The sequence below is a fragment of the Micromonospora alfalfae genome (assembly GCF_022230925.1).
GTDB lineage: Bacteria > Actinomycetota > Actinomycetes > Mycobacteriales > Micromonosporaceae > Micromonospora > Micromonospora alfalfae.
Genome location: NZ_JAKKFH010000025.1, coordinates 183,479 through 208,042 on the forward strand (window position 1 = coordinate 183,479; position 24,564 = coordinate 208,042).

At 67.6% G+C, this 24,564-nt stretch carries 56 protein-coding genes and 1 tRNA gene; 37 read left to right on the plus strand and 20 right to left on the minus strand.

The annotated features are described in order from the left end of the window. Positions 1-51: 51 nt before the first annotated feature. Complete coding sequence (locus tag MED01_RS21070; protein WP_238670275.1) at positions 52-1,296, minus strand: RNA-guided endonuclease InsQ/TnpB family protein; 1,245 nt, start codon at positions 1,294-1,296, stop codon at positions 52-54. Between the two features lie 57 nt (positions 1,297-1,353). Here MED01_RS21070 and MED01_RS21075 point away from each other — a divergent pair, with 57 nt between their 5' ends. Continuing rightward, entirely contained in the window at positions 1,354-1,566 is a 213-nt protein-coding gene (locus tag MED01_RS21075; RefSeq protein ID WP_238670276.1) for a helix-turn-helix domain-containing protein, read from the plus strand. A 53-nt stretch (positions 1,567-1,619) separates the two neighbouring features. Here MED01_RS21075 and MED01_RS21080 read toward each other — a convergent pair whose 3' ends face one another. The 5 genes from MED01_RS21080 to MED01_RS21095 all read right to left on the minus strand — a co-directional run bounded on the left by MED01_RS21080 (position 1,620) and on the right by MED01_RS21095 (position 3,346). Then, positions 1,620-1,802 (minus strand): hypothetical protein, encoded by a 183-nt coding sequence (locus tag MED01_RS21080; protein ID WP_238670277.1) that lies wholly within the window; start codon positions 1,800-1,802, stop codon positions 1,620-1,622. Continuing rightward, on the minus strand, positions 1,799-2,050 hold the full coding sequence (locus MED01_RS21085; RefSeq protein ID WP_238670278.1) for a hypothetical protein: 252 nt from the start codon (positions 2,048-2,050) through the stop codon (positions 1,799-1,801). The genes MED01_RS21080 and MED01_RS21085 overlap by 4 nt, the downstream gene beginning before the upstream one ends. Then, entirely contained in the window at positions 2,047-2,181 is a 135-nt protein-coding gene (locus tag MED01_RS35830) for a hypothetical protein (RefSeq protein ID WP_274526013.1), read from the minus strand. Before MED01_RS35830 ends, MED01_RS21085 begins: the two co-directional genes overlap by 4 nt. Positions 2,182-2,324: 143 nt before the next feature. Next, a complete protein-coding gene (locus MED01_RS21090; RefSeq protein ID WP_238670279.1) occupies positions 2,325-2,606 on the minus strand; it encodes a hypothetical protein in 282 nt (93 codons plus the stop codon). Between the two features lie 44 nt (positions 2,607-2,650). Next, the gene (locus MED01_RS21095; RefSeq protein ID WP_238670280.1) at positions 2,651-3,346 is read right to left on the minus strand and encodes a hypothetical protein; all 696 of its coding nucleotides are present in this window, start codon (positions 3,344-3,346) and stop codon (positions 2,651-2,653) included. A 36-nt stretch (positions 3,347-3,382) separates the two neighbouring features. Between MED01_RS21095 and MED01_RS21100 the strand changes: the two genes are divergently transcribed. Beyond that, on the plus strand, positions 3,383-3,568 hold the full coding sequence (locus tag MED01_RS21100) for a hypothetical protein (RefSeq protein ID WP_238670281.1): 186 nt from the start codon (positions 3,383-3,385) through the stop codon (positions 3,566-3,568). A 61-nt stretch (positions 3,569-3,629) separates the two neighbouring features. Here the strand turns inward: MED01_RS21100 and MED01_RS21105 are convergent, their stop codons facing one another. The 9 genes from MED01_RS21105 to MED01_RS21145 all read right to left on the minus strand — a co-directional run bounded on the left by MED01_RS21105 (position 3,630) and on the right by MED01_RS21145 (position 5,962). After that, complete coding sequence (locus MED01_RS21105; protein WP_238670282.1) at positions 3,630-3,893, minus strand: hypothetical protein; 264 nt, start codon at positions 3,891-3,893, stop codon at positions 3,630-3,632. Further along, positions 3,893-4,048 carry a hypothetical protein gene (locus MED01_RS21110; protein ID WP_238670283.1) on the minus strand — a complete coding sequence of 52 codons (156 nt, stop codon included), beginning with the start codon at positions 4,046-4,048 and terminating at the stop codon, positions 3,893-3,895. Before MED01_RS21110 ends, MED01_RS21105 begins: the two co-directional genes overlap by 1 nt. A gap of 79 nt (positions 4,049-4,127) precedes the next feature. Continuing rightward, positions 4,128-4,265: a hypothetical protein gene (locus MED01_RS21115; RefSeq protein ID WP_238670284.1), complete on the minus strand. Its 138-nt coding sequence runs from the start codon at positions 4,263-4,265 to the stop codon at positions 4,128-4,130. After that, positions 4,262-4,639 carry a hypothetical protein gene (locus MED01_RS21120; RefSeq protein WP_238670285.1) on the minus strand — a complete coding sequence of 126 codons (378 nt, stop codon included), beginning with the start codon at positions 4,637-4,639 and terminating at the stop codon, positions 4,262-4,264. Before MED01_RS21120 ends, MED01_RS21115 begins: the two co-directional genes overlap by 4 nt. Continuing rightward, on the minus strand, positions 4,636-4,791 hold the full coding sequence (locus MED01_RS21125; RefSeq protein ID WP_238670286.1) for a hypothetical protein: 156 nt from the start codon (positions 4,789-4,791) through the stop codon (positions 4,636-4,638). The genes MED01_RS21120 and MED01_RS21125 overlap by 4 nt, the downstream gene beginning before the upstream one ends. Continuing rightward, a complete protein-coding gene (locus MED01_RS21130; RefSeq protein ID WP_238670287.1) occupies positions 4,788-4,988 on the minus strand; it encodes a hypothetical protein in 201 nt (66 codons plus the stop codon). The genes MED01_RS21125 and MED01_RS21130 overlap by 4 nt, the downstream gene beginning before the upstream one ends. Next, positions 4,988-5,236, minus strand: a complete 249-nt coding sequence (locus MED01_RS21135) for a hypothetical protein (RefSeq protein ID WP_238670288.1) — start codon at positions 5,234-5,236, stop codon at positions 4,988-4,990. The genes MED01_RS21130 and MED01_RS21135 overlap by 1 nt, the downstream gene beginning before the upstream one ends. Before the next feature lie 2 nt (positions 5,237-5,238). Then, on the minus strand, positions 5,239-5,454 hold the full coding sequence (locus tag MED01_RS21140; protein WP_238670289.1) for a hypothetical protein: 216 nt from the start codon (positions 5,452-5,454) through the stop codon (positions 5,239-5,241). Positions 5,455-5,467: 13 nt separating this feature from the next. After that, entirely contained in the window at positions 5,468-5,962 is a 495-nt protein-coding gene (locus MED01_RS21145) for a hypothetical protein (protein WP_238670290.1), read from the minus strand. 166 nt (positions 5,963-6,128) lie between these two features. On the opposite strand from MED01_RS21145, the gene MED01_RS21150 reads away from it, so the two are divergent. The 18 genes from MED01_RS21150 (at position 6,129) to MED01_RS21235 (ending at position 14,705) form a co-directional block, all read left to right on the plus strand. Next, entirely contained in the window at positions 6,129-6,371 is a 243-nt protein-coding gene (locus tag MED01_RS21150) for a hypothetical protein (RefSeq protein ID WP_238670291.1), read from the plus strand. A gap of 112 nt (positions 6,372-6,483) precedes the next feature. Continuing rightward, entirely contained in the window at positions 6,484-7,581 is a 1,098-nt protein-coding gene (locus MED01_RS21155) for a hypothetical protein (protein ID WP_238670292.1), read from the plus strand. Positions 7,582-7,596: 15 nt separating this feature from the next. Next, a complete protein-coding gene (locus MED01_RS21160) occupies positions 7,597-8,643 on the plus strand; it encodes a hypothetical protein (RefSeq protein ID WP_238670293.1) in 1,047 nt (348 codons plus the stop codon). A gap of 97 nt (positions 8,644-8,740) precedes the next feature. Next, complete coding sequence (locus MED01_RS21165; protein ID WP_238670294.1) at positions 8,741-9,046, plus strand: hypothetical protein; 306 nt, start codon at positions 8,741-8,743, stop codon at positions 9,044-9,046. 11 nt (positions 9,047-9,057) lie between these two features. Beyond that, positions 9,058-9,261: a hypothetical protein gene (locus tag MED01_RS21170; protein ID WP_238670295.1), complete on the plus strand. Its 204-nt coding sequence runs from the start codon at positions 9,058-9,060 to the stop codon at positions 9,259-9,261. Continuing rightward, on the plus strand, positions 9,258-9,761 hold the full coding sequence (locus MED01_RS21175; protein WP_238670296.1) for an HD domain-containing protein: 504 nt from the start codon (positions 9,258-9,260) through the stop codon (positions 9,759-9,761). Before MED01_RS21170 ends, MED01_RS21175 begins: the two co-directional genes overlap by 4 nt. A gap of 19 nt (positions 9,762-9,780) precedes the next feature. Beyond that, entirely contained in the window at positions 9,781-10,263 is a 483-nt protein-coding gene (locus MED01_RS21180) for a hypothetical protein (protein WP_238670297.1), read from the plus strand. Between the two features lie 16 nt (positions 10,264-10,279). After that, the gene (locus MED01_RS21185) at positions 10,280-10,513 is read left to right on the plus strand and encodes a hypothetical protein (RefSeq protein ID WP_238670298.1); all 234 of its coding nucleotides are present in this window, start codon (positions 10,280-10,282) and stop codon (positions 10,511-10,513) included. Further along, positions 10,510-10,917 (plus strand): hypothetical protein, encoded by a 408-nt coding sequence (locus MED01_RS21190; RefSeq protein WP_238670299.1) that lies wholly within the window; start codon positions 10,510-10,512, stop codon positions 10,915-10,917. The genes MED01_RS21185 and MED01_RS21190 overlap by 4 nt, the downstream gene beginning before the upstream one ends. Beyond that, the gene (locus MED01_RS21195; RefSeq protein WP_238670300.1) at positions 10,914-11,327 is read left to right on the plus strand and encodes a hypothetical protein; all 414 of its coding nucleotides are present in this window, start codon (positions 10,914-10,916) and stop codon (positions 11,325-11,327) included. The genes MED01_RS21190 and MED01_RS21195 overlap by 4 nt, the downstream gene beginning before the upstream one ends. Further along, on the plus strand, positions 11,324-11,755 hold the full coding sequence (locus MED01_RS21200) for a hypothetical protein (protein ID WP_238670301.1): 432 nt from the start codon (positions 11,324-11,326) through the stop codon (positions 11,753-11,755). The genes MED01_RS21195 and MED01_RS21200 overlap by 4 nt, the downstream gene beginning before the upstream one ends. Beyond that, positions 11,752-12,000, plus strand: coding sequence for a hypothetical protein (locus tag MED01_RS21205; protein WP_238670302.1), 249 nt, complete (start codon positions 11,752-11,754; stop codon positions 11,998-12,000). The genes MED01_RS21200 and MED01_RS21205 overlap by 4 nt, the downstream gene beginning before the upstream one ends. A 178-nt stretch (positions 12,001-12,178) precedes the next feature. Beyond that, positions 12,179-12,394: a hypothetical protein gene (locus MED01_RS21210; RefSeq protein WP_238670303.1), complete on the plus strand. Its 216-nt coding sequence runs from the start codon at positions 12,179-12,181 to the stop codon at positions 12,392-12,394. Next, entirely contained in the window at positions 12,391-12,666 is a 276-nt protein-coding gene (locus tag MED01_RS21215; RefSeq protein ID WP_238670304.1) for a hypothetical protein, read from the plus strand. Before MED01_RS21210 ends, MED01_RS21215 begins: the two co-directional genes overlap by 4 nt. Before the next feature lie 238 nt (positions 12,667-12,904). After that, positions 12,905-13,120 (plus strand): hypothetical protein, encoded by a 216-nt coding sequence (locus tag MED01_RS21220; RefSeq protein WP_238670305.1) that lies wholly within the window; start codon positions 12,905-12,907, stop codon positions 13,118-13,120. Positions 13,121-13,219: 99 nt separating this feature from the next. Further along, on the plus strand, positions 13,220-13,450 hold the full coding sequence (locus tag MED01_RS21225) for a hypothetical protein (protein WP_238670306.1): 231 nt from the start codon (positions 13,220-13,222) through the stop codon (positions 13,448-13,450). Between the two features lie 77 nt (positions 13,451-13,527). Beyond that, positions 13,528-14,181 carry a helix-turn-helix domain-containing protein gene (locus MED01_RS21230; protein WP_238670307.1) on the plus strand — a complete coding sequence of 218 codons (654 nt, stop codon included), beginning with the start codon at positions 13,528-13,530 and terminating at the stop codon, positions 14,179-14,181. Beyond that, positions 14,178-14,705 carry an endonuclease domain-containing protein gene (locus tag MED01_RS21235; protein ID WP_238670308.1) on the plus strand — a complete coding sequence of 176 codons (528 nt, stop codon included), beginning with the start codon at positions 14,178-14,180 and terminating at the stop codon, positions 14,703-14,705. The genes MED01_RS21230 and MED01_RS21235 overlap by 4 nt, the downstream gene beginning before the upstream one ends. A gap of 50 nt (positions 14,706-14,755) precedes the next feature. Here the strand turns inward: MED01_RS21235 and MED01_RS21240 are convergent, their stop codons facing one another. After that, the gene (locus tag MED01_RS21240) at positions 14,756-15,205 is read right to left on the minus strand and encodes a hypothetical protein (RefSeq protein ID WP_238670309.1); all 450 of its coding nucleotides are present in this window, start codon (positions 15,203-15,205) and stop codon (positions 14,756-14,758) included. A gap of 190 nt (positions 15,206-15,395) precedes the next feature. On the opposite strand from MED01_RS21240, the gene MED01_RS21245 reads away from it, so the two are divergent. Then, complete coding sequence (locus tag MED01_RS21245) at positions 15,396-15,602, plus strand: hypothetical protein (protein ID WP_238670310.1); 207 nt, start codon at positions 15,396-15,398, stop codon at positions 15,600-15,602. Between the two features lie 89 nt (positions 15,603-15,691). On the opposite strand, the gene MED01_RS21250 is transcribed toward MED01_RS21245, so the two are convergent. Further along, the gene (locus MED01_RS21250) at positions 15,692-16,159 is read right to left on the minus strand and encodes a type II toxin-antitoxin system HicB family antitoxin (RefSeq protein ID WP_238670311.1); all 468 of its coding nucleotides are present in this window, start codon (positions 16,157-16,159) and stop codon (positions 15,692-15,694) included. 15 nt (positions 16,160-16,174) lie between these two features. Beyond that, positions 16,175-16,366: a type II toxin-antitoxin system HicA family toxin gene (locus MED01_RS21255; RefSeq protein ID WP_238670312.1), complete on the minus strand. Its 192-nt coding sequence runs from the start codon at positions 16,364-16,366 to the stop codon at positions 16,175-16,177. A 54-nt stretch (positions 16,367-16,420) separates the two neighbouring features. On the opposite strand from MED01_RS21255, the gene MED01_RS21260 reads away from it, so the two are divergent. The 3 genes from MED01_RS21260 to MED01_RS21270 all read left to right on the plus strand — a co-directional run bounded on the left by MED01_RS21260 (position 16,421) and on the right by MED01_RS21270 (position 18,207). Then, positions 16,421-17,194, plus strand: coding sequence for a GIY-YIG nuclease family protein (locus MED01_RS21260; protein WP_238670313.1), 774 nt, complete (start codon positions 16,421-16,423; stop codon positions 17,192-17,194). Continuing rightward, positions 17,191-17,589 (plus strand): hypothetical protein, encoded by a 399-nt coding sequence (locus MED01_RS21265; protein WP_238670314.1) that lies wholly within the window; start codon positions 17,191-17,193, stop codon positions 17,587-17,589. The genes MED01_RS21260 and MED01_RS21265 overlap by 4 nt, the downstream gene beginning before the upstream one ends. Positions 17,590-17,676: 87 nt before the next feature. Next, positions 17,677-18,207, plus strand: a complete 531-nt coding sequence (locus MED01_RS21270; RefSeq protein WP_238670315.1) for a TIR domain-containing protein — start codon at positions 17,677-17,679, stop codon at positions 18,205-18,207. Between the two features lie 139 nt (positions 18,208-18,346). On the opposite strand, the gene MED01_RS21275 is transcribed toward MED01_RS21270, so the two are convergent. After that, complete coding sequence (locus MED01_RS21275; protein ID WP_238670316.1) at positions 18,347-18,634, minus strand: hypothetical protein; 288 nt, start codon at positions 18,632-18,634, stop codon at positions 18,347-18,349. Positions 18,635-18,748: 114 nt separating this feature from the next. Between MED01_RS21275 and MED01_RS21280 the strand changes: the two genes are divergently transcribed. From MED01_RS21280 to MED01_RS21340, 13 genes are all read left to right on the plus strand, one after another. Then, a complete protein-coding gene (locus tag MED01_RS21280) occupies positions 18,749-19,009 on the plus strand; it encodes a hypothetical protein (RefSeq protein ID WP_238670317.1) in 261 nt (86 codons plus the stop codon). A 41-nt stretch (positions 19,010-19,050) separates the two neighbouring features. Next, a complete protein-coding gene (locus tag MED01_RS21285; protein WP_238670318.1) occupies positions 19,051-19,278 on the plus strand; it encodes a hypothetical protein in 228 nt (75 codons plus the stop codon). Continuing rightward, positions 19,275-19,724, plus strand: a complete 450-nt coding sequence (locus MED01_RS21290) for a hypothetical protein (protein ID WP_238670319.1) — start codon at positions 19,275-19,277, stop codon at positions 19,722-19,724. The genes MED01_RS21285 and MED01_RS21290 overlap by 4 nt, the downstream gene beginning before the upstream one ends. Before the next feature lie 78 nt (positions 19,725-19,802). Next, positions 19,803-20,018, plus strand: a complete 216-nt coding sequence (locus MED01_RS21295; protein ID WP_238670320.1) for a hypothetical protein — start codon at positions 19,803-19,805, stop codon at positions 20,016-20,018. Further along, positions 20,015-20,320, plus strand: a complete 306-nt coding sequence (locus tag MED01_RS21300) for a hypothetical protein (protein ID WP_238670321.1) — start codon at positions 20,015-20,017, stop codon at positions 20,318-20,320. Before MED01_RS21295 ends, MED01_RS21300 begins: the two co-directional genes overlap by 4 nt. After that, on the plus strand, positions 20,317-20,652 hold the full coding sequence (locus MED01_RS21305; RefSeq protein ID WP_238670322.1) for a hypothetical protein: 336 nt from the start codon (positions 20,317-20,319) through the stop codon (positions 20,650-20,652). Before MED01_RS21300 ends, MED01_RS21305 begins: the two co-directional genes overlap by 4 nt. 13 nt (positions 20,653-20,665) lie before the next feature. Further along, positions 20,666-21,061 (plus strand): hypothetical protein, encoded by a 396-nt coding sequence (locus tag MED01_RS21310; RefSeq protein ID WP_238670323.1) that lies wholly within the window; start codon positions 20,666-20,668, stop codon positions 21,059-21,061. 49 nt (positions 21,062-21,110) lie between these two features. Beyond that, positions 21,111-21,371, plus strand: a complete 261-nt coding sequence (locus MED01_RS21315) for a hypothetical protein (RefSeq protein WP_238670324.1) — start codon at positions 21,111-21,113, stop codon at positions 21,369-21,371. Then, the gene (locus MED01_RS21320; protein ID WP_238670325.1) at positions 21,368-21,589 is read left to right on the plus strand and encodes a hypothetical protein; all 222 of its coding nucleotides are present in this window, start codon (positions 21,368-21,370) and stop codon (positions 21,587-21,589) included. Before MED01_RS21315 ends, MED01_RS21320 begins: the two co-directional genes overlap by 4 nt. Next, the gene (locus MED01_RS21325; protein ID WP_238670326.1) at positions 21,586-21,969 is read left to right on the plus strand and encodes a hypothetical protein; all 384 of its coding nucleotides are present in this window, start codon (positions 21,586-21,588) and stop codon (positions 21,967-21,969) included. The genes MED01_RS21320 and MED01_RS21325 overlap by 4 nt, the downstream gene beginning before the upstream one ends. A gap of 98 nt (positions 21,970-22,067) precedes the next feature. Further along, positions 22,068-22,505 (plus strand): GntR family transcriptional regulator, encoded by a 438-nt coding sequence (locus MED01_RS21330; protein WP_238670327.1) that lies wholly within the window; start codon positions 22,068-22,070, stop codon positions 22,503-22,505. 302 nt (positions 22,506-22,807) lie between these two features. After that, complete coding sequence (locus tag MED01_RS21335) at positions 22,808-23,641, plus strand: hypothetical protein (protein WP_238670328.1); 834 nt, start codon at positions 22,808-22,810, stop codon at positions 23,639-23,641. A gap of 253 nt (positions 23,642-23,894) precedes the next feature. Then, positions 23,895-24,275, plus strand: coding sequence for a hypothetical protein (locus MED01_RS21340; protein WP_238670329.1), 381 nt, complete (start codon positions 23,895-23,897; stop codon positions 24,273-24,275). A gap of 112 nt (positions 24,276-24,387) precedes the next feature. On the opposite strand, the gene MED01_RS21345 is transcribed toward MED01_RS21340, so the two are convergent. Beyond that, positions 24,388-24,464, minus strand: a tRNA-Ile gene (locus MED01_RS21345). Positions 24,465-24,564 lie beyond the last annotated feature (100 nt).

A 24,564-nucleotide genomic window follows, 5' to 3' on the forward strand; every position in this document is an offset into this window, starting at 1 on the left:
GGCGGCCTTGACTTCTTCCCCAACCCGAGGGGTGAGGATTCCCGGCGGCGCTCATGCTGCACACCGGGCGGTTGACGCTTCACGGCCAGACCCAACGGCCTCGGCTCCACGTCCGTACACGGCAAGCCCTGCCGCGTTGAGAATGTTCACGGCGGCGTTCGAGTCGGCGTGTCCAACCCAGCCGCACGAGGTGCACGCGAACTTGACGCCATTGCGGGACTCCTGATCCCGCTGCCCGCATGCGGAGCACGTCTGCGACGTGTACGCGGCCGGCACCTTCACCAACTGGCCGCCGCGTTCCATCAGCTTGTACGTCAGCAGCTCGACCGTGGTGGCGTGCGCCTCGTTCAGCATCACGCGGTTCAGGCCTGCCTTCTGCCGCACGTTCACGCCGGGCTCCTCCACAGTGCCTCTCGCGCTGCGGGTCATGTTGCGCACGCGAAGTTCCTCCACCACCACGATGCCGTACCTGTCGGCGAGGACAGTGGTGGTCTTGTGCTGCCAGTCGTAACGGCGGCGCTTGACTCTCGCGCGTACCGATGCGATCTGGTCGTAGGTGCGGTGCAGCCGGTTCGAGGCTGGCTCACCGCGCTGGTGTGCCCGCTTCTGCCGGGCGGCTTTGCGCTCCAACCGCAGCAGCCGTTCGGCTTCCTTCGGCCTTATCCACGCCCCGTGGGCTTGGTCATTACCGTCGGACAGTGCGAGGGCAACGTTGATGCCCCGGTCGATCCCGACGGCGACGCCGGGGTGCTGGGCGGGGGTGGGCTTCTCGACCTCAGTGCGGAACACGACATGCCACCCGAGAATGTCCTTGACCAGCCGTGCTCCGGTGATGCGACCCGGCTCGCGACCGACGCCAGGAATCGGACCCGACCATCGGAACTTCACTCGGCCGACCTTGACGACAGTCAGCTCACCCCAGCGCCGGCTAAGCCGGCGAACCCTAAGTGTCAAGGCCTGGGGGTTGTCGACCGCTAACTGCGATCGTCCCCGACTCTTGAAACTCGGATACCCAGCTCGGCCCTCAAAGAAGTTCGTCCACGCCCGCGTGTAGGTCCTTAGAACCTGCTGTGCCGCTTGGGCAGGCAGTTCTGCCAGCCATGGAACGTCTTTACGTGCTTGCCGGATTGCTTCGTCGGCCTGCTTGAGGGTGGGTCGACGGTGCTTCCCGCCCCACGTCCACCAGTCGTGCAGCAGATTCCACATCGCGCGGGCGGCGTGACCCTGCTCGTCCAGGGCGGCGGCCTGACTGGAGGTGAGGGTAAGACGTCGTTTGTATCCGTGATTGACCTTCACCCCACACCCCCTTGCTAGTAGTGACTATGAACAGTCTAGCAGTTGTATCGTGTGACTATGAACTTGGGCGGCCATGTAACCAGCGATCAAGCAGCTGACTTGCTCGGCATCAAGCTGGCGTCGGTGTACCTATACGTGCGCCGCCTCAAAGGTTTCCCGCAGCCCGTCAAGGTCGGCCGGACCTTGCTTTTCGAGCGTGAAGCACTGCTCGCTTGGCGCGAAGCCCACCCGAAACGCGCCGCCAAAGGCGGCGAGTCACCCACCGCATGAAGACAGGCGGGGGCGACCGTAGGTGGCCACCCCCGCAATCTGCTCCCCCGCCGTCACCGGCCACCGCCGACGGTGCGCACGAACCGGCTGGTCGACGGGACCGGCCCCGAATGGTCGGTGACGTACTGCCCACCGTCGAGGCGGGTGCGACCACGGCCCGGATCCTGCGCCGGCCCCGGGAAGCCGTCGAAGCGTCCCCGGTCGCCCAGCTCGGCGCCCGGCTGGTCGTCGCTCACCGCTGCACCTCGCCGTCGGTGACAGGCTCCCGGTACCGGCCGGCGAGATGCCCGCCGACGATCGACACGGCAACCGCCGGAACACCAACCATCAGCCCGACCCACCACAAAGCCGCGGTGGCGGTGAACAGGCCGCCGACGACAGCGAACAACCCGATCCAGATGGCGACGGTGGCAACGCCTGCGATGGTCTGCGCCCGGTTCGCTTTGCGGATGCGCGCCGGGTCGACACGCTGCGGGGCGGTCACCGCTTCGCCGTCTTCACAGCGGCGCCGACACCGTTGCGCTGCACAGGCGGGTACGCCTCCCGCTTGAGGGCGGCGGTGATGACGGCGGTACACACTCCGCACCGGCCGCAACTACAGGTACTTTGGGCCATGGTCGGCCCCCTTTCGGTGGGTTGGCTGGCCCGGCGTGGGGGTGGTGCCCCTGCCGGGTGTGATCTCTGGTTGGGGATCAAGGCGGGGTGCGGTGGCTTGTCAGAGGGCTCCGCACCCCGCCGCTCGCGAGCAGGTGGGGCTACTAGTTGGCGGCGGCCTTGACCGCAACCTGCGCGGCCCGCTCCCGGCCCTTCTTCGTCGGCACGTAGTCGCAGCCGAGCCGACGGAACTGCCACCGCATGCACGCCAGGTCGTCGACCACCAGCCCACGCAGGAGTCGCCGCAGGGTGGTGTTCTTCATCCCGCACACGGGGGGTTCCGACCAGCGGAGCGCCTCGGCTACCTGCTCGACGGTGCGGGCGCCGGCCACAAGCGCGGCCAACAATTCGTCGTTAGTGGGGTTCGTCTTCGCGGTCTGATCCATGAGGGGTTCCTTTCGTTGTGGTGACGCGGTGGTGGTCGGGGCGGTCAGCGCACCGCCAGCAGCGCAATGCCGGCGGCAGCCCCAACAGCGCAGGCGACCATGAGCAGCCGCATCCGCACCGGCAGGCGCGGCAACTGGACGGCCGCGGCGGCACGTTCGGCTTCGTAGGCGAGCAGCTTCGGCTCAACGGCTGCCCGCTGCGCTTCCGCGTCGGCGAGCGCGTCACTGATCACCGGGTCGCGCCTCAAGTCCCGCGGCACCTCATCGTCGGTGCGGTAGTCGCCGAGCAAGTCGCGTAGGGCGCTGACCGGCACGTCCATAACCTCGGCCATCTGGCAGGTGACACAGCACCCCCACGCTGTCCGGGACGGGGCGACCCGGCAGCGGACGCACACGTCCGGGTTGTGGCCTCGCGGTGGCCGTGGGCCGATCCCGCCAACTGGCGTCCCGTCGGGTGCGACCTGGGAGGTGGGGTCGACCACGTCGTATTCGACGTCGGCGCGCACCACCTCACTGTCGCCGTCGATGTCGCTGAACCAGACGAGGCGGGATCCGGCGGTGAGTTCGGTGATGTGGTGGATGGTGCGGGCGCCGGAGTGGTCGAGGGAGTCCAACCACTGTCGTGGCCGTAGGTCGCGGCCGTGCACCTTCTCAACGCGGGTGTACCAGTTGAGCCCGGGGTGGCCGTCGATCTTGCCTGGGTCGAGGTATGCGGGCTGCTCGTAGTCGTCGGCGGTCATTGGTGCTGCCAGCGCAGGTGCTCGCGGGAGCCCTGCATGACGTCGTTCCCGCCGGCCGACTGGATGGGCTCGCACCGGTTGTCGCTGCACCGGCCGGTCATGCTCCCGGAGGGGCGGCTGACCACCTCCACGGTTCGCTTCGTATTCCAACTGGTGACGGTGGCTTTGGGCGTTTCCTTGGCCATCGGTTCCTCCTGCTCGTCGGGTGGTTGGCTGCGGTGACCCTGCGCGGGCTCGGACATGTGTGGCCGAGCCCGGCAGGCTTACCGGCAGGCGGGAGCTGTTACCGCTTGACGGAGAACACGTCGTGCCAGGCGCGGCGAACGTCGCCGTTCTGGCTTACCGACCCGTCGTTCCAGCGTTGGCCGTCGACCATGGCGGCGGTGCGGGCCAGGTTGGCGTGCAGGTGTGCGCGCATCAACATCCGGTCCCGCTGCGCGTCGCTGGGCTTGCCGTCTTCCCAGGTGGGCTGCTCGGCGAGGTCGGCGAGTTGTAGGGCCAACTCGACGTGCTGAGGGCCGGTCAGGTTGGGGCGGTCGCCGGCCATCAGCGGCCGAACCCGGACGATGCGGCGATGGCTGCACGGCGGGCGGTGCTGCGACCGGGCCGGACGCGGATGGTGCGCACACCGTCCCCGGCGTCGACGGTGATGGGGCGACGAACCTCGCGGGTGGTGTGGGCGATCGTGGCGCTGGCGTACATGGTGATCTCCTCAGATCAGGATGAAACAGGCTTGGTTGGGGTGTGCCGGCCCCGCCCCTCGACGGGGCCGGCGGTGCTGCTACTTGCTGTTGCGCTGCTTGTCGGCGGGTGTGGTCAACCCGTCGCGGATCCGGTCCGCTTCGATCAGCACCTGCTCGTCGCGCCCGGCGGGGGTGCTGGCCCGCTTCTCGTCCAGGCGGGCCACCTTCGCGGTCACGACTGCGGCTCCACGTCCGAGGTCACCTGCGGCTTGCGCGGCAGCGACATCGGCGCCAACCACGACCCGACCAGCCCGAACATGGACGCCGCCTTGCCTGCGTCGAGTCGGGAGACACGGCCGCCCACCTCAACCGCCACCTGGGGCTGCGGGTCCTTGCTGATGGGGTTGTAAACCACGGTGACCTTGAATCGGACCCCGTCCGGGTCGGTGGCTGCGGTTGACGTTTGGCACGGTCCGTCGTGGCCGGTGTTGTGGCACCACAGTGGGTGGGTGCTGTAGTCGGCGGTGACGGGTTGCGGCTTGAGGTCGTGGAAGGCGGGCCCGTCGTTGCGGCCAGCGTGTCCGGGGCGAATCCTGTCGAAGAAGCTCACAAGATCACCGCCATGACCATCGTGTCGGTCATCGGGTCGTCAGCCTCACCCTTGGCCCACGGGTCCGACGCCTGACGCACGTCCGACAGCGGCCGAACCACACCGGGCCGGTGCGCCCCGTGCAAGCCGAGGATCCTCCGCAGCCGGGTCACGACGACACCACCGCGGAGTTGTACGTGCCGGTCGGCTGGTCGTAGCCGTACGACACCCGCGACTCAAACCGACCATTCACTGCCTGGGGAACGGTCACCTTCCGGCCGTCCGTGTACGTGACCCGCAGCGTGTTGTTGCGGCGCCGCACCCGGGCAACCTGCGCCTTCGGGGTGTTCGTGTTCGCCTGCGGGCTCATCACGCCAACACCGAATCCAGCCACACGGCCAGGTCGGCGGGAACCACGGTCGGGTCAATGCGGTGGTTGAACCAGCACACCGCCTCGGCGTCGTCGGCGGCGACCGCGATGAGCAGCCACGTGCCGTCAGGCGACCGGTGGTAGTAGCGGTAGCCGGGGGTGCCCTTCTCGGCGATGGCGACTGTCACCCCGAGCAGCGGCACAGTGGGTCGGTCCGCCCACACCCACGACAGGGTCGAGGTGTCCATGATCAGGCCACCCCCGCCCGCACGTAAGCGGTCAGCTCGGCCAGGTCGGCGGCGGTGACCGTGTCCACCTGGTCCATGGCCGCGTCCAGCTCGGCAACCCGACCCTCGTAGCCGGCGCGCCCCCGGTAGTCGTTGGCGAGACGGATCAACGTCGCCATGACCTGCGCGTTGTCGCCCGCCTTGTTGACGGCAGCCCGGTCTTCCGGGTTCGACAGCATCAGCGCGACCATTTCAGGCCACCGCCTTGCGGCCACGCTCGGTCAGGGTCGCGGAGGCGACAACCCGGCGCAGGCCGGTACCCGACGCGTAGTTGAGGGTCACGAGGCCCTTGCGGGCCAGCGACTTGAGCTGCACGATCGTCGCCGCAGCGGACCGGTTGACGGTGCCGCCGTTGGCGTGGGCGGCCAGCAGGACCCGGTTGCCGGCGTCGGACGGGTTGGTGAGGTGCGCCCCCGCCATGGTCGGCGGCACCTGCCGGCGGCGAACACCGGTGGTCGGCTCGGCGGGGTTCTCGTCGCGGTACATCTCCGCGTAGCCCCGGGCGATCAGGCGGGCGGTGTGCTCGCTGTCGTAGCTGCCGCAGTTCGCCTCGATGCGGAGGGTGCCCTGCTCGGTGGTAACCGTGTAGGCGTTCTCGCGGACGTACTGGAGCGTGATGGTGATTCGGCCGTTGGGGGTCGTGTAGACGACCTGCTGGCCGGGTGTGCTGAGAACGGTGGTGCTCATCTCGGGGTACCTCCCGATTGGGGCTCCGTTGGCGTTGGCGCGCTTCCCGGTGCCGTGTTCCTTATGTCTACGAACGTAGTCGTTGCCGACTTGCATGTCAAGTAATTCAGGCATACGATCATAGGCAGAGTTGCGAACGACAGTAGGCAAGCCAGACGATGGGGAGGTGACCAACTTGCAAGATGTGATCGACGCGTGGAACGACATCGCCCGAGCTGAGGAGCGGTATCGCGAGACACTGCGGGCCGCCATCGAAGACGGGGTGCCGCAGGTGAAGATCGCTGCCGCCATCGACCGCACACGGGAGATGCTGCGCCGCGACGCGATGACCGATGAGCAACGCGAGGCGTTCAAGAGGGCCGAGGCCGAGCGCCTACGCAATCGACGGGCCGGCAGGACCCGAAACTAAGTCGGGGCCGGGAGGCGCGCCAACGCCTGAACCCCAGCCCCTAACGGGAGGTACCCCGCTACATGCAAAGTACGTTGCGAACTGGTGTGCGAGCACGGGAGGTAGACCTCCCGTGAGTCCCGCCATGCCCGCAGGCGACCCGGACCGCTCCGGTTGGGTGGGCTTTCGCGCCGTTGCCTGGGTCCTCGAAGAGGCTCCTGTTCCCGCCGACCTTGCCTGGATGCTCACCGTGATCGCTCGCCGCTGCGACGAGCACGGTAAGGGGTCGTGGCAGACCACGAAGACGATGGCGTCCGTGGCGGGCAAGTCCGTGAAGCAGGCGCAGCGTGAGGTGGTTCAGCTTCGCAAGCTGGGTTTGATCGTGCCTGGCAATCAGTCGCTTGTTGCCCATCTGCCAGCGGGGAAACGCCCGACCGTATACGACGTTCCACTGCACTTGAAGGGACCCAAGCCGCTGAAGGAATCACGGAACAAGAGCGGCTTACGCAAGGAGGTCGAGACGGTCACGCCTCCCATGGATGGCTCCCCTCCCTTGCAAGGGACCCCTCCCATCGAAGGGGAGCCAACCCCTCCCTTGGATGGGGAGTCCACCCCTCCCTTGCAAGGGAGGCAGAAGAAGCCTTTGAACAATCCTTTGAACAACCCTTCTTCTCTCTCTGCTCGTACGTCCGTTCCTGCTCCGCGCGAGCCCGACACGGAAGACCGAGAGAGAGACGAGTCGACTTCGTCAGAAGATCCAAACCTCACCGAGCAGCAGCGCATCGTCATCCACGACGGCAACTGCCCCGAACACCTCGCCCAACTCGTCGTCGAGTTCACCGAGATCAAGCACACCGTTCGCAACATCGCCTGGTGGCGTCGCGTCAAGAAGCACGGCGACGCGCCCCGCATCGTTCAGGAAGCCCTCAACGCGCTACCCGACAACATCGACGGCCCCGGCGAGCTAACCCAAGACCCGACCCCCTGCCCGATGCACCCGTCCAGCCGAGCCCGCAACTGCGGATCCTGCTGGGGTGATGTGAAAGCCGGACAGGACCCCTACAAGTACCGGCCGGAGCTGCGCCCACCCTGGTTCTGGGAGGTGTACAACCGGCAGCACCGCCAGTCAGCGGAAGCCGAGAAGGCCGCAGGATGGCTCGCCCTCCCCGGCCGCTCACGCCAGTTGCACAACAGCCACGACAACCCTGACCGCTACGACGTCAAGCTGTAGACCGGAGGCGACACCATGGCCCAATCCCCCGATCCGAATGACGCGACCTTTCCGGCGGTCGAGCCGACGCAACCCGGCGGCGGCCTGTTTGAGGACGACCGACCGAAGCGCCGCCAGACACGCAAGACGACGCCCGGCGCCCGCGCCAATGACATGACGCTCACCCTGTCGAGCAGCCCGCTGTTCGCCGAAGATCGCGCGCCCGACATCAAGCCGATCGAAACCCGGTACGCAGGCTGCCGCTTTCGCTCCCGGCTCGAAGCACGCTGGGCAGTCTTCCTCGACGCGCTCAACATCGTGTGGGAGCACGAGCCGCAGGGCTACGAGCTGCCATCCGGGCAGGTGTACCTCCCCGACTTCTGGCTGCCCAGCCTGGACCTGCACGCCGAAGTGAAGGGCGACGAAGCCGCGTTCCTGGCGGACGGACCTCGGTACGCCGAAGCCATCCAGACCGGAAGCCTCCCCGGCCGTGGTCTGCTGATTCTCGGGCCAGTTCCGGACGGCAATCGCACCAACCCGCTGCACTTCCTGCTCAAGAACGAGCAGGGTGACGATGGCACGGTGGAGCTTCACGCCGACCTGATGTCGTTCGACAGCAAGGACGCAGATGGCCGACCGGTGGTGTTCTGCACCGACCTGGTATCGCGGAAGCCCGGCAGGCTGCCAGCGCTGTCCGGCTACGGGCGGTCCGGCGCGACGTACACCGGGGGTGCGCCGTACATGCTCACCAGTCAGGTAGCGAGCGCGTACACCTCGGCCAGGTCGGCACGCTTCGAGCACGGCGAGTCCGGAACAACCCCAATCCCGGGGCGGAAGGCGATCAAGGTCAAGGCGAATCCGGGGAGCGGGTACCTGCTCGGAACTCTGGTTCGCCTTGAGGAGACGTATGACCTCGGCAGCGTTGACGGGCGAGTCGAGGCGCTGCGAGAGATGGCACCTGTCCTCGCCGCTGTTGTTAGCGACGACCTTCGGCGCGAGTGGATTCCCATCGCAGCTCAGCGACTCGGCCTGGCCGATCAGTTGGACGCTGTGGAGCGCGCCGTAGCAAACCATCGCCACTGACTGCCGCGTCTCGCGGCTAGCAACGCCGTAGCAACCCGGTAGCAAACGCCATGGCAAGTGCTACAGCACCTGCTACCACCGACGAACGGAGAACACTATGACCGACAAGTTTCCCGCCGACCTGAACCCGGGCGACCGCATCCACACGGGCACCCAGAAGCTGACCGTCGACACGATCACCCCGGGCAACGTTCCGCTCGGCCCTGACGCGCCAGGTTGGGTGCGGCGCGAGGTGCTGCGCCACAACGCCTCAACGGCGACCACCGCCAGCACTGTGATGACGGTGGAGGGCTACCGGTTGACGGTGGCTGACGACTACCCGGTGCCGCTGATCCACCCGTCGGATGACCGCCCGTTGGGCACGCCCGAGCAGGCCATCCGAACCCTGTTCGCCCGGATGTGAAGGAGATGACCATGACTGACACGACGACGCTCCCGCAGGTCAACAGCCAGTGGGCCGGCAAGGACGACCGCATCTTCACTGTCACCGGCATCACCACGATCCACGGCAAGCCGAACGTCAAGTACGAGACGTCGTGGCCGGACCGCGACGACAAGGGTGTGGGGATCGCCGACCTGGACTACTTCCTCAAGCACCACACGGAGGTGACCCGATGACCACCCCGACCGTGGCCGACGCTGACGCCCTCGCCTACCGGGCGCACTTTGGCCAGGTCGACAAGGCCGGCAACCCGTACATCGAGCACCCGCGTGCCGTCGCCCGGATCCTCGGCGAGCAGGGCCACGGTGACCTGGCGGTGATGGCCGGACTCCTGCACGACGTTGTGGAGGACACCCCGATCACCCTGGATGACCTGCGGCACGCCGGCTACTCCGAGGCGGTCGTGTCGGCGGTGGATGCGGTGTCCCGGCGGGAAGGCGAAACGTACATGGACATGATCCGCAGGGCCGCCGCCAACCCGCTGGGACGACTGGTGAAGCTGGCGGATAACGCCCACAACTCGTCCGAGGAACGGTTGGCGCACCTCGACCCGGACAACGCCGAGTTCCTGCGGCGCCGGTACGCGAAAGCCCGCGTGGTGTTGCTCGCTGGCGCGTCTGCCGCTGAGCTGGATGCGTTCTTCGGCCCGTTCGACCCCGCCGTCTCGCGCGGCTGACCCTTCGAAGGAGATCAACATGGGCACGTCCACCAACGCGATACTCGCTTACGGCTACGACCTTGGCTCCGACGACGAATGGAAGCTCGAAGGGTCCGGCGAGTACGGCGAGTACGACTTCAACACCCACGACTGGTACAGCGAAGACGAAGACGGCTACACGGACTTCGTTGAATCAGTCGAAGCCAAGTTGCTCGCCGCCCACGGCTTCACCGAAACCGACTGGCAGGTGGACGGCTTCTACCGGCGCCAGAAGGAGGCGAAAGCCGCGATGGGCGTGGAGGTCGTGACGCACTGTTCCGGCGAGTCCCCCATGTACGTGCTCGCCGTGAAGGAGATCACCGCTTACCGGGGCGACTGCAAGGTGCTGGACTTCGACTCGCTTAACCGCGAGGCGACCGAGGGTGGCTACGACGAGAAGCTGCGCGCCGCGCTGTCGGCGTTGGGGTTGACACCGAAGCAGGATCGGGCGCAGTGGCTGCTGTGCTCGTACTGGGGCTGAACGGAGGGAGATGACCATGACCATCGACGAGGACCGACCCCCGCTGCGGGAGTGGGAACCCGAGCACAACGAACGCGTCACCCACTGGCGTGACCCTGACACCGTCGGCACGGTGATCGAGAGTGGCCAGTACGGGCACTTCGCCGACCCGTGCTGGCGTGCCTCGGTTCGCTGGGATGGTGGGCGGGTGGAGCGCGGCATCGAAACGTCGTCCCTGGTCCGTGTGGACGGGACGCAGGGGCGACGATGAGCCGCCATCCCGCAGCCGCCCTGCTGGCCATGCCCGGCGACCTCGGCTTGGACGCCGACGTTGACGGCCTGACTGTGACCCGGTTCGGTGTCGATGCGAACACCTGCACCGTTGCCGTGAACCTGGTGGACGGGTTCGGACGGTTCATCGACGCCGCAGGCGCGGCGCACACTGTCCCGCCCGGCGATCCTGAAACCCGCGCCAACCTCGCCTCCATCGCCGCGTGGCTGCCCGACGCTACCCCGGTTGCCTGGTCCGAGTACGTGACCACGTTGCGGCGTTGGTGGGAGACGGGCACACCGGTCCGGTTGTGCGCGGCGCCGGGCCGAATCACGGTGCTGATCGAGGACCGGAACGTGTTCCTGCTGTTCCCCCGTCGCACGGACCCGGAGGCAACCCCATGACCCGCCGCACCCGCTACGCCGCCCTGATCGCCGCTGCGGCACTCGCAGCCGGCAGTGCTGCCTGCGGCACCAGCGACCCCGCCAGCACGGCTACCGCCCCCGCAGCCTCCGCCCCGGCCACCGAATCCCCGAAGGCGTTCCTCGACCCCGAAACCGAGGCTGCCTACCTGGCCGCGTTGCGTCGCATCGACCCCGGCATCGTGGGCGACAAGAAGCCGGCAACGCTGGTGTCTCGCGGTCGCAGCCAGTGCGACAGCATCGAGCGCTTCCCCGACGACGAGAAGAAGTTGGTCGACCTCACCAGCCAGCGGTTCACGGCACCGGACCATCCGGACGGGTTCGGCGAGGCGAAGGCCAAGAAGATTTTGGCGGCGGTTCGGAAGTACGTCTGCCCGGAGGTGGGGTCGTGACCGACACCTACAACCGGTCAACCACCGGGTGGGACTTCGAGTTGGGTCGCACCCATGAGGTTCGCCCCGAATCCGACCGGCAACGCTGCGGCCCCTACCTGTCCCCCAGTGACCGCACCGAATCGTGGGGTGACCACCGGGTGACCTACCGGGGCAGCACCTGTGAGGCCACCGACTGTCATGTTGCCCACCACCCAACCGTCCTGCCCGGATGGTCGGAGCCGGTGGAGGGTTTCCAGGACCGCCCCGGTGTGCAGCCGATCGCAGCAGCCATGTACGGCTGGGATGCGGCCGGGATGCTTCCTCAGGCGTTGGGCCACACCACGGCATGGGTGGCCGCGCACGTCGCGTTGGACGCATTGAGGGATGCCGGCTACACCATCACACCGCCTGCCGCCACCGCCACCGCGTTGGAGGCCACCCAATGAGCGGCACCCCTCAACGCCGCACAGGAGGGGCGCTACGCGAGTTCCTGATGTGGCTGGAAATTGTGATCTTCCTGCTCATCGTCGCCCTGCTGGTCTTCGGTGTCATCGCCTACGTGACCGGTGGTGAAGTGGCCGACTGGGAGATGCGCTGGTTGGCTGGCGGCATGTTCGCGCTTCTGCTGATGGTCGGGCTGGGCCAAATCCTCGACCCGAACGCGAAGCCCACGAAGCGGCGGCGGCGATGATGGCCGGCCCGCTCGACGGCTGGGATGAGTGCGACCAGCCCGGCTGCCCATCGTGGGATGACAACGCCGACCCGGACGTGGTCGATGAGTTTGAGGACTCCGACGGGTGGGCGCACGGGGTGAAGCACGTGCACCTCATCGACACTTACGTGGTGAACGTGGGAGAGAGTGCGACCCGATGACCGCCACTGCGACGTGCCCCAGCGCCGACCGTTCCGAACCGAACTGGCAGTTCGACTTCATCGACTTCCCCACCGGCTGGTACCTCGCCGAGCAAGGGCTACTGCACACCAACCGGCGCTGCTCGTACATTCAGACGTGGGGCGGGTCGTTGTGCGACTGCGGGGCTATCCAACGTGAGTGGGAACGACGCACCGGAAAGAGGCTGCAATGACCGATCAAACGACGACCAGCACGCCGGGACGCGCGGTCGTTCGCCTCGGCGAGGAAGAGTTTCGCGCCCTCCTGAAACTGCCCGACGGCATGCGGATGATCGGGATCAACGCCAACTGGCTGGCCCTCTCCATCGACGTCATGATCGAAGGGGATGGGCTGCCGGAGTGTGCTCCGCAGACCGAACCGCTGATGCTGCACGGCCGGTGGGACGGAAACGGCGACGGGCAGATCAGGTTCGTCGCACCCGACTACGACGGAACGACGCCGTGACGTGCGTCCGGTTCAAGGCGCCCACCGGACCACGTCGTGGGTTCATCTGCACCGACAACGGGCCGCTTGTTGACCTGAACCCCGACTGCCCGAACGCCGCGCAGCACACCCCGCAGCCGTCGGGGTACATGGCATCAAGCGACTGGGCCGCAGAGATGATGGAAACCCACGACCAGCATGAATGCCCCGGTTGTGGACGTCTGCTGATCTGGAAGCTGAGGGAGGGGGGAGATAAGCGATGACCGACGAACCCGTCCGGGCGATCGTGCTCGGTGGCTGCGGGCACTGGTGGCGTGAGTCCCGCCCCGCCACGGTGAAGATCCGGCCCGACCAGCCGCGCGTGTGTACCGGCTGCAAACCTGACCACCCGGCCGCCGTCGGTACTTCACCGCAAGGAATGGCGATGGTGCCCGTCACCTACCTGCCCGACCCTGGACGAGCGGCCCTGCCGTAGCTGCCATGCCGGCGACATACGTAGCCAAGTCGCTGACCTGCCCGCGCGCATCCACCACCTACCGTGTGTCTCCGGAACCCCAACGCGAGGAGACACCCGATGGCCCGCACCGCCGACAAGCCAGTCCAAACCGGAATCGGGTGGGGTGGCGCTCTCGTCGTCATCCTCGCCGGCCTGTACCCCGCGTTCCATGAGGTGTATTGGGCGATCCCGGTCACCGCGGCGGCCACCGCCACCGGCATCGGGGTGTGGCGGGCGGTGCAAATCCTCGGCTTGACGCTCAACCACTTGCACTGGCGGGACGTCGAAGTGCCCGCAGCCGACGACTGACCGGCCCCTGCCGCCGTCGCCGCGAAGCCGCTAACCTGGCCGAACGTTGATCATTGCAAGGTTCGGGGGTGGGGGATATGTCTCGCAGAAATCGCAGCGCCCCACCAGCCCACTCCGCCCCGCCGTTTCACGACCCGTGGGTGCCACACGACTTCCCCAACACCACCGCGCTCATCTGCCGCGGCTGCTCCTACAGCCCCGAGGGCAGGCCCCTCACCCCAGTGCCGTTCCCCTGCCCCGCTGTGGCCGTCACCCCGCCCGAGATCCCCGACCAACCCAACCCCGACCAACCCAACCCGATGGACCGACTTGCCCGCGCCGCCCGCAACCGGCGCATCGTCCTCGGCCTCAGCCAACGGCAGGTCGCCGAGCGAGGGCCTATCGCCAAGCGCACCGTTGTGAGCGTGGAGAACGGCCACCAAGAGCGGCTGCAAGACCGCACCATTACCGCGTTGGAGCGGGCGTTGGAATGGGATACGGGCAGCGTCCAACGCGTCCTCGACGGCGGCAAACCCGTTGTGCTGTCAACGCCCCCGATTGGCGGCACACCCGAGGTGACCGTCGTGTTGGAGGCCGGGTTGCCGGCGAAGGCGGAAACGTTGCTGGTGGCGCACATGTCGGCCCGACGCGCGGACATGGAAGCAGTGTTGGAGGGGGAAGCGCGGATGCTGATCGAGCAGGTTCGGGCAGCCACCCGGGCCGCACGAAGGGTGGAGAACGCTCACCTGTGAGCGCCTTGATGCCCGGCCCGGGTTTCATCGCCCGGCTTGCCGACGTGGACGTGTACGACGTGTGCTCAACCGTGATGCCCCGCAAGGCGCTCACCCGGCACCGGCTCACCGCGCAGCGGTACCGGGCGTTGCGTGACGCCCAGGACGGGGTGTGCGGCATCTGCGAGCGGGGGAACCTGCGCGGTTGGGACGCGGTGCCCCTGTTCGTCGACCACGACCACGTGTGCTGCCCCGACCACCGTTCCGCCTGCGGCCGGTGTGTGCGCGGCCTGCTGTGCTCGGGCTGCAACGGTTGGCTGGGCATGCTCGAACTGTGGGGGCGACTTCCCGGTGGCGGCGACCCCCGCGAAGACCGCGCTTGGCGCCGGGCCGCTCTCGCCTACCTGGTGCGTGCCAGCTGCGACCCGCGCGACTCCGCCCGCCTGCAGCTTGTGCGGGACCGGCACCGGCAGAAGACGGCCGCATGGCCACAACCGTGCCGCTGCCCTATTTGCGACCCCAACCGCCCCCGCTTCGAAGGGTGAAGCTGGCCGGTCTGCGCAGACCGCAGGGTGAGCGCAGACCAGCCCAACCACTATTTGATGTTGTGGCAGACGCTGGTGATGCGTCCACCGTTCGTGTTCAACGTGCTGCACACTCGCCCGCGTTGCTTACGTTCGCCGATGTAAATGCTGTCCGATCCGACCCGCTCACACGTCCAGTGCGTGCCGCTGGTGTACGTCTGATACCAGCGGCCAGCGCCGTCGAAGAACTCGGCGGTGATGTTCCAGTTGCACACGTTGCCGGCCGAGGAGAAGTTGCCGTACACCCCGTCCACCCATGTGCCGCTGCCGTCGACCCCGGCGCAGTAGCTGCCGTTGTAGATCGGCAGGCCCTTGATCGGGCCGAGGTTCCCGTAGTAGGAGCAACCCCACGCGCTGGCTTGGGCGGGGGTGACGGCAGCGGTGGTGGCGGCGACGCCAAGGGCGAACGCGGCGAGGGTTTGTGCGAGGCATCGAAGGAGGCGTGCGGGGGGTTTGACCACGGGTTTCTCCCTTGCTGGGGTCCTGGTCGGGTCATCGTAGGTTCGGTGGCAGCGGTTGCGGTGCGCTGGTTTCCGACAGCCGCATGTCATGGCTTGGCAACGCTGACCTGCGTGTTAGCGGGAACGGGCTTACCTGACCGCCGATGTGAAGAAATAGACAAGTGACTTGTTGTGACGGCACAATCTGTCTATGGGGACGACGACGGAAGCCCGCGAGTTCAGCTACACCGTGTCCGGTTGGGTGTGGGGTCGGCAGAAGGCCACCGTTCTGCGTAACGCCCGTATCGCCGCCCGGCGCCGCCGGTTGTGCGCCGACGGGGAACCGCAGGTTCACGTCACCCTCGTATGGCCGCAGGACGAGCCGGACGACGGCATGTTGCCGTTGGAACACTGCTGACTCAGCCGGTTGCGGGCCGTTAGACGACGCGCGCCGGGGTGACGCAAGCACGCCCCTGGCCATGCGGCCAGGGGCGTGCTGCGGTGCACTTAGGCGGCCACGAACTCCTCGTCAGGCTTGAGTGCTGCCCGTCCACCCTTCTGCCCCTTGTCAGCGTCACCCGACGCGGGCCCCGCAGTCACCTTGCGCGGCCTCTTTGTAGGCACGAGCTGCGACACCCGCTGGGGCGATATGCCCAACAGCGCTCCCGCATCCCTCACCGTGTATCCCCGAGCGAGCAGGGTGCGAGCCGCAGCGGTGGTTGCCCGATCCGCTGACTGTTCGGCCTCCCGTAGCGCGGTGCGTGCCTTCCTGGCCTGGCTCACCTCTTGCGGAAGGTCGGGTTGCACATCAACTTCGAAGCTGTCCGGCGCGACGTCCAGCATTAGGGCGATGGCTTCCCGGGCCATCCCCTCGACTTGATCGAGGCGACGAGCCTGCGAGAACACGCCCTTGATCTGCGGCACAGTGATGGCCCACCAGTCGCCGGAGCGAACGCACGTTGCGGTGTACTTCATCGGCGGTAGTCCCTTCTACCTCAGGCCGAGTGTGCGCAGGATTCCCTGCGCGGTGTTCTCGTTGATCTCCTTGTGACGGGGTATGACGACGTTCTGCGAGCCGTACCTGTAGATGGTGTGGCTGCCGCCTTCGCGGACGAAGTCGAACGTCGTGCCCGCGTCAGCGGCAGCCTTGCCGATCTTGCCGATCAGGTCAACTCGCTTCACAGGGGCGAGTCTAGTTCACTAGACGACTCTAGTCCAGCCGGCTAGACTTAGCCTGTGAACAGGCATTCCGGACCCGTCGTCTACTACGCCCGATGCGGCGAGCAGATCAAGATTGGCTACACCACCAGAGAGCCAGCCAAGCGACTTACCGACATTCAACGCGCCCTCAACCTGCCCCTTCAACTCCTTGCGATCGAGCCCGGCGGCAGGGAGCTTGAGCAGCAGCGGCATGAGCAGTTCGCCCCCTACCGGACTTACGGCGAGTGGTTCGTCGTGGCCGACAGCATCGTCCGGCACGCGGGCAGCCTGGCCAGGACCCATCCGGTGCCCGCGTACGAAAGCCGCGTCATGTACCGCGCCCAACGACGGGCAGGTATAGGCCAGAAGAAGTTGCAAGCAGGGTTGCCGCCCGAGTACGTAGTTCAAGCAACCCGCCAGGGTCGGCACTGGTCCGCTGACGTTCCCAGCCTTGAAGGCACTCACACCTTCGCAAGGAACCTGCCTGCCCTCGACAAGTCCGTACGCGAATGCATTGCTCTCACGCGGGACTTGCCGGTAGGCGCCGAGGCGGACCTGCGTATTGACTACGAATACGACACTGGAGACGAACAGCTCAATGAGCGGACCGCCTGGCTGCGAGCCGACCGCGAGCGAGTTCGACGTGAGCGCGAAGTCGCTGCTGCCGCAACCGCCGATCTGGCCCTACGCATGGTCTCAGAACTTGGACTCTCGGTGCGCGATGCGGCCGTCCTGCTGGATGTCTCTCCGCAGCGGATCTCACAGGTCGCTCCACGTGCCAGCAAACTCAAGCGAAGGGCGACAGCATGAACGTCCGCGACTTTGAGGGTTGGCTTGCTGGGGTGTTGGGCGCACAGCCGTGGGCCGGTCAGGTTGAACGCTGGTCGACGGGCAACGGACCCCGACCAGTCGGGTTGACGCTGGCGGGGCGGGTGCACCTGCAACTAGTCGGCGGGGACCAGAAAGCGGCGCCGCTCGACCCCAACGACGCCGGTGTGGTGCCTGCCGTGGAGGCGTCCCCGTCTGATCCGGCGGGTTGGGCTGAGGCGATCACCCGCACCGTCGTGGAGGCCGGCATGCCGCGGGTGAAGTCGGCTGAGACGTACGCCGCGTGGGGTGGCAGCACGAAGCCGGGCGGCATGCGGGTGGTGTTCGTGGACGGGTCGGAGCTGTTCGCGTCGATCATCGACTCGGGCCGCAGATAGTCCCCTGGCCGATCCCCGGGAACTGGCGGCGGCGCGGGCTCGCGTCCACTACGGTCGGACTCCCCCGACCGAGAGGAGCACCGCCCCGTGACTGACTTCAAGGGCGTTCGCGTCTACGCCGCAGGGAAGATCACCAAGAATGGGTGGCGGCACGGCCTGTTCCCTGTCATCGACGACGCCGATTACGAGAACCCCGACGCCACACCCTGGCCGGCTGACGCACCCATCCGCAGTCTGCCCGGTGCCGTGTACGTGGGCCCGCATTTCATGAGCGACGACCACGGCTGCTACCACGGCGAGAACAGTCACGGTGTGGCCGCAGGTGACATGGCCTGCTCCGTCTACCCCGGCTTGTCCCGGCCTGAGGTGGCCGCCCGCTGCCTGGGTGCGATCCGCTCCGCCACCCATGTGTTCGCGTGGGTTGACGACCCGACCTGCCACGGCACCCTGGTGGAGATCGGTTACGCGCGGGCGTTGGGTAGGCAGGTTCACCTGTACACGCACGGTGGGCGCAAGGAGTTGGATGACTTGTGGTTCGCCGGGCAGATCGCGACGGCTCACGGGTCGGCGACGTCGGCGAGGGAGGCTTGGGCGGACTTCTGCCTGCGCCTTCGGTAGATCAGATGGCGCGATGCCCCGGACCTCGGTTGAGGCCGGGGCATCGTTGTGTCCGGGGTCGGGTGGGCCTGCCACCGTTTCCGCTCGTCTGCGGCGAGTTGGGCACGCGTTGGGCACCCGCCGACCGGATGTCGCGGTGTCAGGAAGGCGACTGGTCCCGCTCGAACGGCTCCACGCCCGCCGCCCGCAGGATCTGCCGCACCCGCTCCGGCCCGTACCCAGTCAGTTCGCAGATCACCTTAGGTGCGCGTCCGGCCTTCGCAGCCGCGACAATCTCCCGCCGCAGTGGTTCCCGTAGCTCATCCATGACCGCAGCCTCAGCCGCCCGCCGCTCAGCGGCCCGCTTGACCGCCTTGACGGCGCGGGTGTGACGGTCTTTGGCGTCCCTGTACTGGGCTCCGAGCTGGGCTAGCGGGTCTGCGGTCACGCCTCCAATGATGTCACGCCGGTTGGCCCCAACCGAGCACGGGCTTTTGCACCTACTGAACTACCCCTATCCGCGCTTGGCGTTTGGGCACAACTGACTGCTATCGTTTGGGGTATGAAGCCGCAGCCAGTTGCACATCAAGACGCCTCCGGCGCTGCCTTGACCTGCCACCACTGCGGTTCCGAACAACTCTTGCTTTTCGAATACGTCGAGCACACGAGCCAGTGGGACGAGGGGCTGGACTTGGTCGACGGCGTGATCCGGCCTCGCGGTGAAGCCATCCACGAGCCGGGCGGACCTACCCGTAAGCCGACGATCCACTGCGAAGGCTGCGGCCGGAACTGGACTCCACGCCGTCCCATCGAGTTTCCGTGAGCCTGACCATCCCCACACCCACTGACCGAACGGAGCAGCCCATGCCGCCAGAACACACCATCCTCGACACCGCGAAGCCCGGCACCCGAACTGACGCTGTGGTCGCGCTCAGCTTCGACACCCGGCTCACCGCCGCGCAACTCGCCTCGCTCAGCCCCGACCAGATCACACGCCTGTTCCAGGCCGTCCACACCGTCGCGAACCTCACCGAAGTCGCGCAGAAGAACGCCGCCGACTCGTCGAGTCGTACGAACGGGAGCACCGCATGACCGACACCGCGACAACCATCAGCCCGGACGAGCGCCGCGCCCGCCTCGACGGACCCGTCCACCACTTCTTCGGTCTGACCTACTCCAACTACCAGGTGATCCCCCGCGCCCTCATGCAGTCGATGCCTGTCGAGTGGCAGGAGCGGATGGTTGCGTGCATCGAAGAACTCCAGGCCGCGTACACCCACCTCGACCACCCCGACACGTACGAGGTGACGGCGGCGGTGGAGTGCGAGTACAGCGACCTGAACGACGCGGACATGCGGCAGTTGGGCATCACCCAGCCGGACGCCGCCGACGGGGATGGGGATGAGATCCCGGACGTGTTCTACGACAAGCGCGGTGACGAACACCAGTCGTGGGAACGACTGCTCGTGCCGCGCGTGGGCGGCGACCCGATCCCCCACTACGACCGGGGCCGGACGTTCGTCGAACCGGCGGCCTGAGCGGCGTACCGCCGGGCCGGAAGCTGCGTCCGACCTGAGCGGCAGTCGCTCAGACCACCGAAAAGGAGACGTCGATGCATGAGGTCGAAGCGTCTGACGGGGGAGTCGGTGAGTAGCGACATCGAGCTGTCCGGGAGCCCGTGGGATGACCTTTACTTCACTCCCGAGCACCCGGACGCCGACGTCTGGCGCGATGAGATCGCCGCAGAGATGGCCGCCGGTTACCCCGAACCGCCGGCACGCCGCAGTGGCAACGTTCTGCCCCTACAGATGGATCTAGAGGAGACGAGATGACTAAGCCCGGCTGGAACGGCCGAACGCCCACCTCTGCCCTCGCTAAGCCCGACTGGGATACGCCCGACCGGCCCGCCCCCGCCCAGATGAGGATCCGCGCGGTCAGCGACATGCAGCCCCATGAGATCCACCGCGACGAGTTCGAGGACGCGCACATGGCAGCGGCCGGCGCGATCATGGGCGCCCGCATGGCAGGCAGGAACATCCCGCCATGGACGGCCGACATGAACGAGGCGTTCCGCGCCGCCGTGGCCGAGGCGTTCGACGCCGGGGCGCAGGCCGAGCGGAAGGCGGCCCGATGAAGTACGCCCGGACGAACGCTGACGCTCGTTACCTGCCCGGCTGGTCGAAGCCGCCGGGGCTCGACATCAACGCGGACCCGAACCACCAGTCGGCCGACCCGAGCGGCAACCGGGCGCAGCGACGCAGGGCCAAGAAGCTCGGCATCAAGCCGCAGGTCCAACCTTTGACCGCCCTCGCCGCCGCGCCTTCTGACGACTCGCTCGGCGAGCGTCGGGAGAACAGTGAGCCCGTTCTCTGGGATGCCGACCCAGACTGCCAGCACGAGATCGTCGGTGGCCACAACTACAGCGGCATCCGATGCGCGAAGTGCGACGGGTGGTACTGCCTGTGACCGCCCCGCCGCCGTGCCGCAGCCAGGCGACTACCCGCACGCCCGGCCCTACACCGACGCCGACGTCAAGCTCGTCGAACAGGCAATCCTTCACGCCGAAGCCCCAATCCGTCCCGGCTTCATCAACGGTCCGGATCAACTCACCGCCGAGGCCCGCGCCGCGCTGGACGCCCTGGTCGCCGCCGGCCGCCTGCGCAGCTCCCGGCCGACATCCCACCTGGACGCCGTGAAGGCCGAGCGGGACAAGCTCCGCGATGCCAACGACACGCTTGCTCTCACCCTCGCCGAGGCCATCGGCACGCTCACCGCAGATGGTGCCGGGTGCTCGCGTGGCTGGATACCGGCCGCCACCGTCGAGCGCTGGCGTCGGGCGCTACACGAGGCTGAGGAGGCGCGCAGTGGCCGCTGACCTGCTCTGCGATAACTCCCCTTCTCAAGAACCAGAAAGAGAGATCGACATGAGCGAGACGGCCCAGCCGGATCGACTCGCGGCCGACCTAGCCGCTACTACGGCCAACCTCGCCGAGTACATCGAGCAGCGGGCGCAGCAACTTGCTCGACCGCGCATCGCCCGCGCCGAGCGTGCCGCCGCCGAGCGGGTGGCCGAGGTCGAGCAAGGGCGCGAGATCGACCAGCAGCGGTGGACCGAAGTGGAACGGGAGCTGCGGCGGTGCATCGCCTCGCTGGAGCGGCAGCGCGATCGGGCGGTCCGGCCGTGACCGACCTGACCCCGGTCGACCGGGCACCCGCCACCGCCATTCAAGACTGGGTGCGGGTGGTTGTGGTCGTCGACTGGACCCGGCAACGCGTGCATGGCCTCACCTGCGACAACACCGAAGCGCAACAGTGGGCGCGGGAGATCGTCGCCAAGCACAACGGTGACCCGCTCGCCGCGACCATGACCGTCGGCCTTGTGGATCCGGCCCGCCAACGATGACCGCCCAGCAGTGGACAGTGCACACCTCGTGGCGGGCCCACCGTTCCCTGCGCGCCGACGAAACCACCAGCACCCACCCCGACTGGCCGACCGCGCGCCGGATCGCGCTGCGTCTCGCCTGCCTGTCCGGGGCCCGCTACGTGACCGTTCAAGACCCGACCGGCGTGGTAGTGGCCGACTGGGACGCGTACACGAACCGGTGGCGCGAATATGCCCTCCACGTTGGGGAGTGCGACGGCGAGCGTGGACCCGACGGCGAACCGTGCGACGGGCAGCTGTACGCCAAGCCGGGCGATGTGCAGGTCCGCTGCCCGAGATGTGGCGGGTGGTCTGGATACCGCGCTCGCGGGATGCGGCAGCCATTCGAGCCGGCAGCGTGACCCCCCACCACCTGGCATTTTGACCCACGCTTGCAACTCCCGCTTGTCCGGACATAGCCGACCGATGCCCCCGTGGGCGGTTAACTCACAATCCACCCGTGGAGGAGCCGCCGGATGTCAGCTCGGCTGAACTGGCCGCAGCCCTCCGCGACCAAATCCTCACCGGCGTCCTACCGCCCGGCGCACGGTTGCCGTCTGAGAAGACGTTGGGGCAGACGCACGGCGTGTCCCGGGCCATGATCCGTCAAGCCCTCGCCATTCTGCGCGGGGAAGGTCTGGTCGTCACACGCCAGGCGCACACTACGAGGGTGCGTCCGAAGCGGGACAAACAGCCGATCGACCTGGCCGGTGTGGTGCGGGTGGAGACTCGCATGCCGACGGCGCCGGAGCGGCAACGGTTGGACGATGACGTGCCGGGCGGGTTCGACGCCGGCATACCGGTGTTCGTGGTGTACCGGGTGGACGCCGCCGCGCCGGAGTTGCTGCCGGGTGACCGTTGGTTGTTGGCGGGTCCGGCGCAGGCAGAAGGACTCTAACGACAGTCCCACCGCGTGGGATATGCATTCACGGAACCTTTTCACCATCAGCATGTCCGTACATGCGGGCGTTGCTTGCTGCGTCGATTCGGGCACCCTTGACTACTCACCACCGCAACATCAACTACTCAAAGCTGCTGCTCAAACGTGGCATGACCCTCGAACGGGGGTCAACCGAACGGCTGACAACTTAAGGGATCTTTAAGGCAAACGGCCAACCGCACGCCGGATAGTTCCCACAGAAACTATTCGCCAATGTGAACTACACGTCACACGTCGCACCGGATCCCTGGGGAGGACCGATGGCAACCCGGCCACAGCAGTCCAGTCGCAGGCGCACACACCGCCTCCTGCTGCTCGCCGGCCTCACCATCGGCGGCGCAGGCGCGGCACTAGCCCTCACCGGAAGCCCCGCCCACGCCAACGACCGGCCACGGCCCATCGCCGACACCCTCCACGGCGTCACCCAGCCCCTCGGGCGCGTCCTCAACGGGCAGCCGTCGAACGGCGAGAAGCCTCGGCCCGTCCGCGACCTCACCGCGAAGGTGCGCGACCACACCACCCCCGCCGTAACCCGGGCCACCACAAAGGTGGATCGCGTCACCCGACCGTTGCCCGTCGTCGGCCGCACCGTCGACAAGGCCACCGACGTTCTGGTCGGCGTTGTCACCGCGGCGAAACCGCCCGCCCCGACCGGCGACACCCCCACCTCGGCCGACACGCCCACCACCCCACCATCCGCCGACACCGCCGCGCCACAGCGCGCGACCGGCGCCCCGACTGCGCCCGAGCCGGCCCCGCCTGGTCCCCCCACACTCGGCGGCGCCAGCTCGGGCGCAACCAACCTCGTCGTACAGCACCCCGACGTGCGCCACACCGCCACCGGTCACGGTGAAACCCGGGCCGCCCACCACGACACCACCCCCACCCGGCCGCAGCGGACCCCACGGCGCACCCCGCAGGCCATCCCCGGCACCGACCACGCCCACCCGCACGACGCCAGCCTGCGCACCGTTGAACACCCCGCAGGCGACGCACGGGCGGACGGGCAACCCCGGTGGCAGCAACCCCACACCGGGCACCACAGCGCACACCACGACGGGCTGACCCAACCACCGTCACCGCCGCCCGGATAACCCAGGCGCAACACCCCGGCAGCCCGCGCACCCTCACCGTGCACGGTCTGCAACCGCCGTGACCCCGGTCGGGTTGCGGCGTGGGAGACGCGCACCGTTCAAGCGCAGTCCCCGATCGCACTCCCCTGCGACTGATCGGAGCACCACCACCATGTGCAGCCCGCAAGAAGACTCGCAAGAACTGCGCCTTGCCGAAGACGAACACCGCGAAGTGCGGGACATTCTCAGGAAGCGCCAACGGCATGGGGCGCCTATGACGTACCGGATCCTCGCTGGGCTTGCCGGCGGGGCGGCACTCCTGTTGTGGGGGTACATCTTCGCCGACTCCGCCCACAGGCCCGGTGCCCCCATTGACCGGGCGTACGGGGCGTTCCTCACGTTCTCGGCCGTGGTCGCGGTAGCTGCCGTCATGGCGGGCATCATCTGGTTGCGGGAGCGCGACGCGAGCCGTCACCGCGCCGAAGCCGACCTGATCCGCGCCCACTATCAGGGGCGGCAGGTGAAGGCCATCCGGGACGCAATTGGTGTGTTCCTAAGCGACGGCGACGAGGCAGCTCGACAGGTAATGGCACACACGCAGCAGATCGTCAACGGCGGAGCATCGGTCAGCCACCTGCGGGGACGTGGCAAGTAGGACCGCAGAAGGCGACGTCCGACCCGCCCGAGGGGGCACCGGAAATGCCTGCGGTGCCCCCAGTGTGCCCCCAGCGTGAACCGCGCCTTTGATCGCCTTCTGGTGTTTGTGCTGGTGGGGCGGGCGGGACTCGAACCCGCGACCGAGGGATTATGAGTCCCCTGCTCTAACCGGCTGAGCTACCGCCCCGAACACCGCGCCGGATCTTATCCCGCTCGGCGGTCAGCGGCCAGCATCGAGCCGGCCGGTGCCCACGCCTGCGCCAGCACGATGGGCTACAGGAATATAA